Here is a 13,947-nt window from a genome sequence, read left to right as displayed (position 1 = left end):
TAACTTTGGCCCTGGCTGCCGAGGTTGCTCCGTTTTTGCTTGCGCCGTGAGGCTGGGCAGCGTGATAAAGATGCCTATGTTTTCAGCCGTTTTTTTGTTAAAATGTACGAATGTATCACTCAAGAAAATAAAAAAGGAAGTGGCAGGATGGATGCCAAAACGGCGGCCAAAGACATCAAGCAAGGAAAGGTCTCCCCGCTGTACCTGCTGTACGGCAGTGAGAAGTTCCGGATGAATGAATTCGCGGCCATGCTGGAGGAACACCTGATAGCCAAAGAAGACCGCGATTTCGCGGTAATCCCGTTCGATCTCTCCGAAACTCCGGTTCAGGCTGTCATTGAAGAGGCGGAGACGGTTCCGTTCATGGTAGAACGCAAGCTCCTGCTGGTGCGGGATGCGGCCCTGTTCACGGCAGGTAAGGAGAAGGCCAAGCTGGAACATAACGTGGAGATGCTGAGCGAATATATGCAGCACCCTGCCGAATTCAGCGTGATTGTATTTATGGTGAACGGCGATAAGCTGGATGAACGCAAAAAAATCGTCAAAAGCATCAAGGCCACCGGCACCGTGCTGGCCTTCAATCCCCTGGGTGCAGAGGAGCTGCTGCGCTGGGTGGAGAAAGGCTTCCGCGAACGCGGCTGCTCCCTTGCGCCGGGGACGGCGGAAGCGTTGATCGCAAGCAGCGGAACCGGACTCCAGGGCCTGTCTGCGGAGATGGACAAGCTGTGCCTGTTCGCCGGTACTGGCGGGCGGGTGGATGCGGCAGCAGTGGAGAGTCTGGTTCACCGGGGGACTGAGCAGAACATTTTCACGCTGGTGGAGGATATTGCAAATCTGCGCCTGGACAAGGCGCTGAATACGCTCTATGAGCTGCTCAAGCAGCGGGAGGAGCCGATCAAGATCGCTTCGCTGATTGCCCGGCAGTTCAGAATCATCCTGCAGGTCAAGGATTTGTCAGCCCTGAGCTATTCGCAAGGACAGATTGCCTCCCAGCTTGGACTGCATCCGTATGCAGTGAAACTGGCCGGCGAGCAGGCCCATAAGTTCGGAAGCCAGCGGCTGCGGCAGATCCTGAGTGTTCTGGCCGATCTGGATTATCAGATGAAGACGGGGGCCATCGATAAGGTGCTGGGGCTGGAGATGTTCATGCTACGCCTTGGAGCCTGAATAAAGCGAAGGCGGCATCTCCTGTAGTTAATCAAAGAGCCTGCCCATCCCGTGATAGACGCGGGCGGGCAGGCTCTTTGATTGTAGGGCGGAATTCAATGAATGAACATAACGAGCATAAAAAAACCTAACCGTATGCAGCATAGCGGTCAGGTTCTTCAATTGCTCGTTATGATTGTCGCCCTTGGCTTAGGCTTGAGCCTTAAGAGCGTTCAATTTCTTAGCCAAGCGGGATTTTTTGCGGGCAGCCGCATTTTTATGAACCAGACCTTTAGAAACAGCCTTGTCCAGCTTTTTGGAAGCCACTTGGAAAGCAGCGTGAGCAGTTTCAACTTCCGTACCTGTCAGTGCTACATCAGCAGTTTTCACAGCTGTACGAAGCGCGGACTTCTGGGAAGCGTTCAGTGCACGACGTTTCTCGATCGTCTTGACACGTTTTACCGCGGATTTGATATTTGGCATTGCATTCACCTCCTGAAAGACATTCGAAATCAACAAATGATTCACAACTTAAAATAGTTTAGCATGAAGGGTGGCAAAAAGCAATATAAAAAGCATTGTAATTCCCTCAGAGCGGTTTGTATAAACAGAGGCTTTCTCTCGCACACTATCAGCAATATGCAAAAGGAGGCTGAACTAAGAATGGAACTGGATCTTCAGCTGTATTCGGTACGGACGGATTTGGCGGTGGAAGCGAAGGAAATGGCAGAGCGGCACGCCAATGCTCCGATCCCCGGCGTTAATGAAGAAGTGGAAGAAGCGGATGGCATCAAGGTTACCAGGCTTTCTGTAGCGGACCCTGCCGGTTCTCAGGCTATCGGACGGGCCATCGGCAATTACGTGACCCTTGAGGTGCCTGGTCTGCGCGGAGGGGACACCGGTCTGCAGCAGAAGGTCTCCATTGTGTTTGCCCGTGAATTCGAGCAGTTCCTGGACAAAATCGGCATCGGCCGCGATTCCAAGGTGCTGATCGTAGGCCTCGGCAACTGGAATGTGACGCCAGACTCGCTGGGGCCGCTGGTCGTGGAGAATGCGCTGATTACCCGGCAGTTCTATGAGCTGATGCCCGATCAGATCTCGCCCGGTTACCGGAATGTGAGTGCGATAGCACCCGGAGTGCTTGGGCTGACAGGGGTTGAATCGAGTGAAGTCGTTCAGGGGATTGTGGACCGGACCCGTCCGGATGTCATTATTGCCATTGATGCGCTGGCCTCCCGTTCGCTGGAAAGAATTAATACAACGATCCAAATTGCCGATATCGGTATTCACCCCGGCTCAGGCATCGGGAACAAGCGCAGGGGGCTGACCAAGGAAGTTCTGGGTGTTCCCTGCATCGCCATTGGCGTTCCTACAGTCTGCTATGCCTCCACCATCGTCAACAATGTGCTTGAGATGATGCGGACGCATTTCGGGCAGATGGCTGACGGGGGTGCCCACACCAAAGAGATTATGGGACTGCTTGATGATATCTCCGAGCAAGAGCGGCTGGCCCTGGTGAAGGAAGTGCTCGAACCTCTGGGGCATGACCTGATTGTTACCCCCAAGGAGATTGATGAATTTATTGAAGATATCGCCAATATTGTGGCAAGCGGCCTTAACGCTGCACTGCATGAAGCGGTAGATCCGGGCAATGTCGGAGCTTACACTCACTGATTTGTAACTTATCACCTGGCCCGCACCGTCTGCCGCAAGGCAGAGCCGGTTGCGGGCTTTTTGCAAGTGTCGACGCTTCGCCTCTCTATTATGCTCCCTGCTATCTCTCATTCTGTGGTTCTAGCATAACCCTTCCGCTCATAGATTTGGAGTATGAGAGATTACAGAGGGCTTAGAGGAGGACATAACAATCATGAACAGAAAATGGTTTCAGCTATGGAATATAGGGCGGCTGCGCGGACGGCTGATGGATATTCTGTCGCTGGGAAGGACGATGCTGCTGCTGGCCGGAGGTTCGCTTGTGTTGTTCATGCTGCTTGGAGCTGGCGGATTGGCCGGGCAAAAGCTGAACTCTTCACCCATTCCTTCTATGAAGGGTCTCGCTGCTTCGCTGTCCAGCGGATTCTTCATGGAGCTGCTGGGCATGGAGGTTCCCCATCTGCCGAAGGGCGAGGAGCCTTCAGCCTTCTCCGGGGACAAGGTGACCTCCTTCGTATTCCGGCTGCTGACCAGTGTCGATCCCGGTGATCCCAAGAGTCTGGTCTCGCGTGAGATGCCCGGACTAGCTGCCGAAGATCCCTTCCTGCTGCGGCAAGGCTCAGGAGGAAGTACAGGAGCGCCGGCGGACTATCATCCGGGGGGAGATGAACTGGCTACCGGAGAAGAGCCGGGAGCAGGGGGCGACCCTGGAGCCCTCCCGGATTCAGGGAATGGTACAGAGACTGGTAATGGCCATGACAGTCCAGGGGAAGGAGTGGTACAGCCCGAGGCTTCGCCTATTCCAGACCCGCCCGGTACAGAACCTGACGAGGGTTACTCCGGAAGCGGAGATGCCGAGAACGGCACGGGAGATACTTCGGTCAAGCGTATTCTCGTCTATCATTCCCATCCCCGGGAGGCGTATAATCCACTGCTTGGCGCACAGAGCGACAACCCAAGCTCGGCGGTTCCTTCCAAGAATGTCATGCTGGTAGGCTCCTATATTGCCAAGAGACTGGAAGAACGCGGGATCGGGACGGTCCATGCGCAGGAGGATTATGCTACGGCGGTGCCGGGCTACAACTGGAACTTCTCTTATAAATATTCACGTATGACCGTGAAGTCGGCCATGGCCTCCAATCAGAAGATGAGTGAGCTGATTGATATCCACCGCGATTCTCAAAGGCACGGCAAAACAACGGCCGTGATTAACGGGAAAAATTATGCCCAGGTGTATTTTATTTTGGGGCATGCGAATAAAAACTGGAAACAAAACGAGGCCTTCGCCAATAAAATCCATCAGCTGCTGGAGAAAAATTATCCTGGAATTTCACGCGGGATATGGGGGAAATCGTCCGGAAACGGGAATAATGGGGAATATAACCAGACATTGTCCCCAAACAGTGTGCTGATTGAGGTAGGCGGAATTGACAACAGCGCAGATGAGCTGAAGCGGACGGCGGATCTTCTGGCGGATGCGATTGCTGATGTGTACTGGAGCAGCCGGGATGCCGAGAAGGCGGCTGCGCCAGATCAGGGCGGTACGCAGTCTGGGGGAACCGGGGCAGAGACATCAACAGGTTCCTGAACGGATTATAACTGAAAAGGAGCGGAGACTATGACACGGTTCGGTAAAAAGCTGGTAATGGTCGGAATATGGGCGGGCGTGGGGCTGTTGGTCGGCCTGCAGTTCGGCGGCGGTTCGGGAGTCTCCGGCATCATGCCTGACTGGAGCAAGCCAGCCGGGAGCAGCGCGGCTGGCAGGCAGCTTCCGGCTGGACAGAACGGCACGGCCGGGACAGCGTATGTTCCGGCTGCCAGTACGGCCCCGGGTGGTCAGGCTTATGTATACGTGCCCGTAACTATTGATCCTGTAACGGGTGCTTACACCGCACTGCCCATACAGCAGCCGGTTGCAGGTACACCGGCGCAGACGGCTGGCGGCACAGGCAGTCTCCCGCAGCAGGAGGTGAAGGACTACTCTGCGCTCAGTCCCGAGCAGATTCTGATCCCGGAGGAGCAGAAGCCGACTGTGGATGTGCTGGCGGATAAGACTGCCGGCCTGCTTCAGCAGGCTTCGCAGAAGGGCATCCGCTGGGTGGTCTCACTCTTCGACTCTTCGGAGGAGTGAGCGGGAATTGCCCGGAATCCCCCGGGCCGGAATGAGGTTTAGGACACAAACGGTTGCGGAGGATGGAAGCCCGCCTCCGTTTGTGTGTTTTTTTTGCAGGATTCCGCCTGCGATTGTAGAGGGTCCAGGCGGTTTCTTTCTTTTCCAGTGGCTGGCGGGATTGATGGGCGAAGCCCGTACTGTTATAATAAGTGGATTAACATTAGGCTGTCTGTGGGGGTAAGGAATGACTGACGTTCAGAAACGACAACAACAAATTCGCAATTTCTCGATTATTGCACATATAGACCATGGCAAATCGACACTGGCTGACCGCATTCTGGAGTATACGGGTGCGCTCACTTCACGTGAAATGCAGGAGCAGGTTCTGGATCAGATGGATCTGGAGCGCGAGCGCGGCATCACTATCAAGCTGCAGGCCGTACGCCTGACGTACCGTGCCGATGACGGACAGGATTATTATCTGAATCTGATTGACACACCGGGGCATGTCGATTTCACCTATGAGGTATCCCGCAGTCTGGCGGCCTGTGAAGGCGCACTGCTGGTAGTGGATGCGGCGCAGGGGATTGAGGCCCAGACGCTGGCTAACGTGTATCTGGCACTCGACAACAATCTGGAGATTCTTCCGGTACTCAACAAGATTGATCTTCCGAATGCAGACGCCGAACGCGTGAAGCAGGAGATTGAAGATGTCATCGGGCTGGATGCCAGTGAAGCTGTGCTGGCTTCCGCCAAGGCAGGCATCGGCATCAAGGAGATCCTGGAGCAGGTCGTGAAGCAGGTTCCGGCGCCGACAGGCAACTCGGAAGAGCCGCTCAAGGCACTGATCTTCGACTCCCATTTTGACCCGTACAAGGGCGTTATCGTCTATGTCCGTGTAATGGACGGCAGTATCCGTGCCGGTTCCAAGATTAAGATGATGGCTACCGACAAGACCTTTGAGGTTATCGAGGTCGGAGCCTTCATGCCGCGCATGACCATTGTGCCGGAGCTGAACATCGGCGATGTCGGCTTCATTGTGGCCGGGATCAAGCACGTAGGTGACACCCGTGTCGGGGATACGGTGACGGATGCCAAGAATCCGACCGCTGAACCGCTGCCGGGCTACCGCCGGATTAATCCGATGGTCTATTGCGGTCTCTATCCGATTGAGACTTCCGATTATAATGATCTCCGTGAAGCGCTGGAGAAGCTGCAGCTGAACGACGCTTCCCTGAGCTTCGAGCCGGAGAGCTCCAGTGCCCTGGGCTTTGGCTTCCGTTGCGGCTTCCTGGGACTGCTGCATATGGAGATTATTCAGGAGCGGATCGAACGCGAGTTCAATCTGCCGCTGATTACTACCGCGCCGAGCGTAATTTACCGCATTAAGCTGACCAACGGGGAGACCATCCAGATCGACAATCCGTCGCATTATCCGGAGATCGGGACGATTGACTTCATCGAAGAGCCGTATGTCAAAGCGGGAATTATTGTGCCTAACGACTTCGTGGGTACTGTTATGGAGCTATGCCAGAACAAACGCGGCGAATTCGTCAATATGGAGTATCTGGACAGCAACCGTGTAACCATTACGTACGAGATTCCGTTATCCGAGATCGTCTACGACTTCTTCGACCAGCTGAAATCCGGCACGAAGGGTTATGCATCCTATGATTACGAGATCTCCGGTTACCGCCAGTCCAATCTCGTCAAGATGGATATCCTGCTGAATAATGAGCAGGTCGATGCACTGTCCTTCATCGTTCACCGCGACCGCGCCTATAACCGCGGCCGGGTCATCTGTGAGAAGCTGCGCGGCATTATCCCGCGCCAGATGTTCGAGGTGCCGATTCAGGCATCCGTCGGCACGAAGGTGGTCGCGCGTGAGACTGTTAAGGCGATGCGCAAGAACGTATTAGCCAAATGCTACGGCGGCGATATTTCGCGTAAGCGGAAGCTGCTGGAGAAGCAGAAGGAAGGCAAGAAGCGCATGAAGCAGGTCGGCAGCGTCGAGGTGCCGCAGGAAGCGTTCATGGCTGTGCTTCAGATTGAGTAGCAGCATATAAGCTCCCCCGGAGCTTTCGGTTTATCGCAGAAACGGGTGCCGTCCTACGCAGGGCGGTGCAGCCGTTTCTTCTTGCTTTTCAGCAGCAGGTGCTGTGGAAGGCCTGTATATTAATAGAACAAAGGAGACAGCTCATGAATACAGCTACGAACACTGCACACAATGGCCGTCCCCCTGAGGCCGTATATATTCACATTCCGTTTTGCACCAATAAATGCTTCTATTGTGATTTCAATTCTTATGTGCTGAAGGACCAGCCGGTGATGGACTATCTCCATGCGCTTGACCGTGAAATGGAACTGACCGTGCAACATACGCCTCCTGGTGTGATCAAGACGATTTTTGTCGGCGGGGGTACGCCTACTGTACTGAAGCCGGATGAGATGGCGTATTTCCTCCAGTCGGTCCGCAGGCATTTCCCCCAGTGGGACGAGAATATTGAGTTCTCTATGGAAGCTAACCCCGGCACTACCGATATTGATAAGCTCAGAGTCATGAAGGAAGGCGGAGTCAACCGGGTCAGCTTTGGGGTGCAGGCCTTCCAGAATGAGCTGCTGAGCGGAATCGGCCGGATTCATGATGTGAACGACGTATACCGCAGTCTGGAGAATGCCCGTGCGGTTGGTCTGGATAACCTGTCGCTGGATTTGATGTTCGGCCTGCCGAACCAGACGGTGGATATGCTCAGAGAGAGCATTGACAAGGCGCTGGCGCTGGATCTTCCGCATTATTCCATCTACAGCCTGAAGGTGGAGGAGAACACGCTGTTCCACACCCTGTTCAACAAGAACAAGCTTCCGCTGCCGAATGAAGAGGATGAGCTGGCGATGTATTTGCTGCTTATGTCTACTATGGAGGCCGCAGGGTATACGCAGTATGAGATCAGTAACTTTGCCAAGCCGGGGCTGGAGAGCCGCCACAATATCACGTACTGGCGCAACGAGGATTATTATGGCCTTGGAGCAGGTGCACATGGATATGTGGGCCGGCAGCGGCACATGAATATCAAGGGCGTGAACCCGTATAACGAGGCTTCGCGCAGCGGGCTGCCGCGTCTGGACAGCTTTGAGATCTCCGAGCAGGAGGCGATGGAGGATTTCATGATGGTCGGCCTGCGGATGCGCGAAGGGGTATCGGATGCAGCGTTCCGCTCGCAGTTCGGGAAGCCGCTGGAGGCTGTTTTTGCCGCACCGCTGCATAAAATGCTGAAGGCAGGACTGCTGGAGCAGGCCGGGGACACCTATCGCCTGAGCAAGCAGGGAATCCTGTTTGGCAACGATGTTTTCGGGGAATTTGTCGGTGCTTTGACAGAGGTTTAATTTTGAAATACCTCTTGAATTGTAATTCACTCTGTTGTATATTTATTCATATTAACAACGAGGGGTGAGTCAAGGTGCTTGTCAAAACGGATCATTTCCAAAAGGCTTCTCCTGCGGGGGAGCAGCAAGTGATATGCAGAAATGCTACGGTGGAAGATGTAGAGCCGCTGTATCTGATGATAGAGGAGTATGCCAGGCAGGGGATTATGCTGCCCCGTTCAAGGCAAGCACTGACCCGCCAGATCGACCAGTTCGTGATCGCCGAGATCGGCGGCAAATTTGTCGGCTGCGGTTCCTTGTTCCGGCTCGGAAGTGATCTTGTTGAGGTCCGTTCCATTGGACTGCGTGATGAAGGCAAGGGCAAGGGCGTAGGCACGATGATTCTGGAGAAGCTGGTTGAAGAAGCCAGACGGCAGCGAATCCCGAAGATTATGGCACTGACCTATGCCGTGGACTTCTTCCTTAAGAACGGCTTCGATGTGGTGCAGAAGGAGATTTTCCCCGAGAAGGTCTGGACCGATTGTGTGAACTGCAAGAAGCAGCATGCCTGCGACGAGATCGCCGTGCTGAAGAGACTGGACTAATCCGGCGGGCCATAGCCCCGGTAAACTATATAATAAGAAACCACTGTTCTCCGGGAAGCTGATGCTTCAGGGTGACAGTGGTTTTTTGCAGATACAAGCACAACGTACAACAATGATGCCTGATGGATGTATGGATGTTATATTGCTTTAACTAAAATAGGCGCAATCAAGTTGCTGAACTCACTTGACAATGCCGAGGTCAGTTTGGTATTTTTGTATTAGTGGTTAGCACTCATCTCGTTAGAGTGCTAACGAATCGGAGCCACAGCCGGATAGGAGGGAATAACATGTTAACTGAACGCCAGAGAATGATATTGAATGCCATTGTCGATGATTATATTTCTTCCGCTGAGCCGGTAGGCTCGCGCAGTATCTCGAAACGCGGGGATGTGGGCTACAGTCCTGCCACGATCCGCAACGAAATGGCCGATCTGGAGGATCTGGGTTATCTGGAGCAACCTCATACTTCGGCGGGGAGAATCCCGTCCCATAAGGGCTACCGCTATTATGTGGATCATCTGGTACCGTGGAATTCCGCCGAAACGGCCGAACTGGGCACGATCCGCGCTTTTTTCGCAGAGAAGCTGAATGCTACGGAGCAGGTCATCCAACATGCGGCAATGATTCTTTCCAATATGACGAATTATACTTCCATCCTGCTTGGACCGGAGGTTTTTCATACTTCATTGCGCCATTTCCAGCTGCTTCCGCTCGATGACAAGACCGCTGTGGCGATTATCGTTACCAGCACCGGGCAGGTAGAGAACAAGACCGTAAGCCTTCCTCCGGAGATATCAGTATCCGAGATGGAGAAGGTCGTTAATCTGTTGAACAGCAAGCTGGTCAATGTACCGCTCTACAAGCTGAAGAGTCAGCTCTATTCCGAGCTGGGTGAAGAAATGCAGCGCCACATCTCCCACTATGAAGAATTAATGCAGGTGCTGGATACGGCGCTTGAGAGCGACCATGAACAGCGTATCTACCTAAGCGGAGCTACGAATATGCTCACCCAGCCGGAGTTCAAGGACGTCGATAAGGTGAAGACTATTCTGGATCTGCTGGAAGAGACACCTACCCTGCTCAAAATGCTTACCCCGGCCAGCGGCGGAACAGGAATGCAAGTGCGCATAGGTACAGAGAATAAGCATGAGGCTTTTGCCAACTGTAGTCTGATTACCGCGACCTATTCACTGGACGGTAAGCCGCTTGGGAGCATCGGCATCCTCGGCCCGACCCGTATGGAGTACGCGCGAGTAATGGGTATTCTGGGGATTCTATCCCGGGATTTGACAGCGATGCTGGCACACTGGTATAAGTGAACAGAGTGTACTAGTCCATCGTGAATGATATTAAGGAGGTGAAGACAACTTGAAAGAGGAAAAGGTTCAAGAAATGAATGAGAAGAATGATCCTAAGGTGAATGAGAACCAGGCGGCCGATGAGGCTGAAGCTGGAGCAGACAGCGGCTCATTTACGGCTGAAGAGGCCGGCGAGGCGGCTTCAGACAATGAGGAATACAGAAAGCTGCAGGAGCTTGCAGATGAACATCAGGCGCGCACTTTGCGTGTGCAGGCTGATTTCGATAACTTCCGCCGCCGGACCCAGAAAGAAAAGGAAGAGCTGGCGAAGTACGCAACGTCTAAGCTTGTAACCGAGCTGCTTCCGGTAATGGATAACTTTGAACGCGCACTGGCGACTCCTGCAGCAGGTGCAGACGCTGAAGCGTTCATCAAAGGCGTGAATATGATTTTCCGGCAGCTGGAGGGAGTCCTTATGTCTGAAGGACTTACAGCCATGGAAGTGGTAGGACAGCCATTTAACCCTGAATATCATCAGGCGATCATGCAGGTGGAGAGCGAGGAGCACGAGGAAGGCATCGTGACGGAAGAGGTCCAGAAGGGCTATCTCCTGAAGGATAAGGTTCTTCGTCCGGCCATGGTCAAAGTCAGCATGTAGTTCTGTTCTATATAAGATAATAAAAAATGGATGAAGCCCCGGGCTTCACATTATTTCTGAGGAGGCACATTACAGTGAGTAAAGTTATCGGTATTGACTTAGGAACCACGAACTCTTGCGTTGCCGTTATGGAAGGCGGCGAAGCCGTCGTTATCCCGAATCCGGAAGGCGCGCGTACAACCCCATCGGTTGTAGGCTTCAAGAAAGACGGCGAGCGTATCGTCGGTGAAACGGCAAAACGCCAGGCCATCACGAACCCGGACCGTACGATCGCTTCGATCAAGCGCCACATGGGTACAGGCCACAAAGAAAGCATTGACGGCAAAGACTATTCTGCACAGGAAATCTCGGCTATGATTCTTCAGAAGCTGAAATCCGATGCTGAAGCCTATCTGGGCCAGACGGTAACTCAGGCGGTTATTACAGTTCCTGCTTATTTCAATGACAGCCAGCGTCAGGCTACCAAGGATGCAGGCAAAATCGCTGGCCTTGAAGTGCTGCGTATTGTCAACGAGCCAACAGCAGCTGCTCTTGCTTACGGTCTGGAGAAATCCGAAGATCACACCATCCTGGTCTATGACCTTGGCGGCGGTACCTTCGACGTATCCATTCTTGAACTGGGCGACGGCTTCTTTGAAGTAAAGGCTACCAGCGGTGACAACCGTCTGGGCGGGGATGATTTTGACCAACTGGTTATGGATTACCTCGTAGCTGAATTCAAGAAAGAGCAGGGCATTGACCTGAGCAAGGACAAAGCGGCTGTTCAACGTCTGAAGGATGCTGCGGAAAAAGCGAAGAAAGAGCTGTCCGGCGTACTTACAACTACAGTATCGCTTCCGTTCATCACGGTAGTTGACGGAGTGCCTCAGCACTTGGAGATCAACCTGACCCGTGCCAAGTTCGACGAGCTGACTGCAAGCCTGGTTGAGCGCACGCTGGGACCTACCCGTCAAGCGCTGAAGGATGCTGGTATGACGCCTGCTGATCTGCACAGAATCGTACTGGTCGGCGGATCGACTCGTATTCCTGCCGTACAGGATGCGATTAAGAAACTTACAGGCAAAGATCCGCACAAAGGTGTTAACCCGGATGAAGTAGTAGCCCTGGGTGCTGCTGTTCAAGCGGGCGTACTGACTGGGGATGTAAAAGACGTAGTACTCCTCGACGTAACTCCGCTGTCCCTCGGTATCGAAACTGCAGGCGGCGTGTTCACGAAGATGATTGAGCGCAACACTACGATCCCTACAAGCAAATCGCAGGTGTTCTCGACCTTCGCAGACAGCCAGCCTAGCGTGGAAATCCACGTATTGCAGGGTGAACGCGAGATGGCGAACGGCAACAAGACGCTGGGACGCTTCATGCTGAACGAGATTCCACCGGCACCGCGCGGCGTACCGCAGATCGAAGTTACCTTCGACATCGACGCCAACGGTATCGTTAATGTCTCTGCTACAGATAAAGGTACCAACAAGAGCCAGAAGATCACCATCACTTCTTCCAGCGGTCTGAGTGACGCAGAAGTGGAACAGATGATGAAGGATGCCGAGCTGCACGCTGAAGAAGACCGTAAGCGTAAAGAACTGGTTGAAGCCAAGAACGGTGCTGACCAGCTCGTATACTCCACAGATAAAGTAATCAAGGATCTGGGCGACAAGGTCGATGCTTCCGAGATCGACAAAGCTAATGAAGCCAAGGACAAGGTGAAGGCTGCGCTGGAAACCGACAACCTGGAAGAAATCACTGCCGCTACAGAGGCGCTGAATGAGATTGTACAGCAGTTGTCCGTCAAACTGTATGAGCAGGCTGCACAGGAACAGCAGGCCGCTGAAGCGGGTCAGGATGCTTCTGAAGGCAATGCCAAGAAGGATAACGTGGTAGATGCGGATTACGAAGTGGTTGACGATGAGAAGAATCAAGGGTAACCTTAGACGATAAATTCTAATGTGGTGAGAGGGAAGGTCAAGACCGGGGCATCCCGGGTTTTGGCTTTCCTTTTACCATGTATATAGGGGAAATTAACGATGTACGGAGGTGAAAGCAGTGGCAGATAAACGTGATTATTATGAGGTTCTGGGCCTCGGAAGAGATGCTTCAGAAGACGAAGTGAAGAAGGCCTACCGCAAGATGGCGCGCCAGTACCATCCCGATGTGAATAAAGCCAGTGATGCTGAGGCCAAGTTCAAAGAGGTTAAGGAAGCCTATGATGTCCTGAGTGACGGACAACAGCGGGCGCGGTATGACCAATATGGGCATATTGACCCTAATCAGGGAATGGGCGGCGGCTTTGGCGGCGGTGGTGGAGATTTCGGCGGTCTTGGTGATATCTTCGATATGTTCTTCGGCGGCGGCGGTGGACGGCGTGATCCGAATGCACCACAGCGCGGCGGCGATTTGCAGTATACAATGACCATTGAATTCAAGGAAGCGGTGTTCGGCAAAGAGACCGATATTACCATTCCGCGCACGGAGACCTGCGATACCTGCTTTGGCTCCGGAGCCAAGCCGGGTACGAAGCCGGAGACCTGTTCCGTCTGCCATGGCAGCGGGCAACAGGAATTCGTGCAGAATACACCGCTTGGACAGATGCGTAACCGCCGTCCCTGCTCCCATTGCAGCGGCACAGGCAAAATCATCAAAGAGAAATGCACCACCTGTGCAGGTCAAGGCAAAGTGAAGAGACAGCGCAAGATCCATGTGCGTATCCCTGCCGGTGTCGATGACGGCGCGCAGCTGCGCATGACTGGTGAAGGCGAAGGCGGCACACGCGGCGGCCCGGCCGGAGACCTGTACATTGTGATCCGCGTGAAGAATCATGATTTCTTCGAGCGCGAGAACAACGATATTATGTGCGAGGTTCCCTTGACGTTCGCTCAGGCGGCGCTTGGTGACGAGATTGAGATCCCAACGCTGACCGAGAAGGTGAAGCTTAAGATCCCGGCAGGCACTCAGACCGGAACCTTCTTCCGTCTCAAAGGCAAAGGGGTTCCGCATCTTCGCGGCAACGGCGTCGGCGATCAGCATGTCCGCGTCATCGTAGTGACACCTAGCAAGCTCAGCGATGAGCAGAAGGACCTGCTCCGCCAGTTTGCTTCCTTCAACGGAGAGAACACA

12 protein-coding genes are annotated in these 13,947 nt (G+C 53.7%); 11 read left to right on the top strand and 1 reads right to left on the bottom strand.

The window, feature by feature from the left end; translation table 11 throughout:
• Positions 1–147 precede the first annotated feature (147 nt).
• Positions 148–1,167: a DNA polymerase III subunit delta gene (gene holA, locus ACFSX3_RS20365; protein WP_209987711.1), complete on the top strand. Its 1,020-nt coding sequence runs from the start codon at positions 148–150 to the stop codon at positions 1,165–1,167.
• 189 nt (positions 1,168–1,356) lie between these two features.
• Here the strand turns inward: holA and rpsT are convergent, their stop codons facing one another.
• Positions 1,357–1,629, bottom strand: a complete 273-nt coding sequence (gene rpsT / locus ACFSX3_RS20360) for a 30S ribosomal protein S20 (protein WP_209987712.1) — start codon at positions 1,627–1,629, stop codon at positions 1,357–1,359.
• A gap of 180 nt (positions 1,630–1,809) precedes the next feature.
• Here rpsT and gpr point away from each other — a divergent pair, with 180 nt between their 5' ends.
• The 10 genes from gpr to dnaJ form a co-directional block, all read left to right on the top strand.
• Positions 1,810–2,820 carry a GPR endopeptidase gene (gene gpr / locus ACFSX3_RS20355; protein ID WP_209987717.1) on the top strand — a complete coding sequence of 337 codons (1,011 nt, stop codon included), beginning with the start codon at positions 1,810–1,812 and terminating at the stop codon, positions 2,818–2,820.
• Between the two features lie 193 nt (positions 2,821–3,013).
• Positions 3,014–4,387: a stage II sporulation protein P gene (locus tag ACFSX3_RS20350; protein ID WP_209987719.1), complete on the top strand. Its 1,374-nt coding sequence runs from the start codon at positions 3,014–3,016 to the stop codon at positions 4,385–4,387.
• 30 nt (positions 4,388–4,417) lie between these two features.
• Positions 4,418–4,930 (top strand): hypothetical protein, encoded by a 513-nt coding sequence (locus tag ACFSX3_RS20345; RefSeq protein WP_209987721.1) that lies wholly within the window; start codon positions 4,418–4,420, stop codon positions 4,928–4,930.
• A gap of 226 nt (positions 4,931–5,156) precedes the next feature.
• On the top strand, positions 5,157–6,968 hold the full coding sequence (gene lepA / locus ACFSX3_RS20340) for a translation elongation factor 4 (RefSeq protein WP_209987723.1): 1,812 nt from the start codon (positions 5,157–5,159) through the stop codon (positions 6,966–6,968).
• A gap of 143 nt (positions 6,969–7,111) precedes the next feature.
• Positions 7,112–8,296, top strand: a complete 1,185-nt coding sequence (hemW, locus tag ACFSX3_RS20335) for a radical SAM family heme chaperone HemW (RefSeq protein WP_209987727.1) — start codon at positions 7,112–7,114, stop codon at positions 8,294–8,296.
• A 74-nt stretch (positions 8,297–8,370) separates the two neighbouring features.
• The gene (locus ACFSX3_RS20330; RefSeq protein WP_209987730.1) at positions 8,371–8,880 is read left to right on the top strand and encodes an N-acetyltransferase; all 510 of its coding nucleotides are present in this window, start codon (positions 8,371–8,373) and stop codon (positions 8,878–8,880) included.
• 287 nt (positions 8,881–9,167) lie between these two features.
• Positions 9,168–10,199: a heat-inducible transcriptional repressor HrcA gene (hrcA, locus tag ACFSX3_RS20325; RefSeq protein ID WP_209987733.1), complete on the top strand. Its 1,032-nt coding sequence runs from the start codon at positions 9,168–9,170 to the stop codon at positions 10,197–10,199.
• 73 nt (positions 10,200–10,272) lie between these two features.
• On the top strand, positions 10,273–10,836 hold the full coding sequence (gene grpE, locus ACFSX3_RS20320) for a nucleotide exchange factor GrpE (protein ID WP_209988481.1): 564 nt from the start codon (positions 10,273–10,275) through the stop codon (positions 10,834–10,836).
• A 74-nt stretch (positions 10,837–10,910) separates the two neighbouring features.
• Entirely contained in the window at positions 10,911–12,758 is a 1,848-nt protein-coding gene (gene dnaK, locus ACFSX3_RS20315) for a molecular chaperone DnaK (protein WP_209987736.1), read from the top strand.
• Between the two features lie 118 nt (positions 12,759–12,876).
• The coding region (gene dnaJ / locus ACFSX3_RS20310) for a molecular chaperone DnaJ (protein ID WP_379313197.1) at positions 12,877–13,947 on the top strand (1,071 nt) is incomplete at its 3' end.

It is taken from the genome of Paenibacillus rhizoplanae, from assembly GCF_042684125.1.
Taxonomy (GTDB): Bacteria; Bacillota; Bacilli; order Paenibacillales; family Paenibacillaceae; genus Paenibacillus_AQ; species Paenibacillus_AQ rhizoplanae.
Note: the sequence above shows the minus strand (reverse complement) of the source record. Positions and strands in the feature narration are given on the sequence as shown.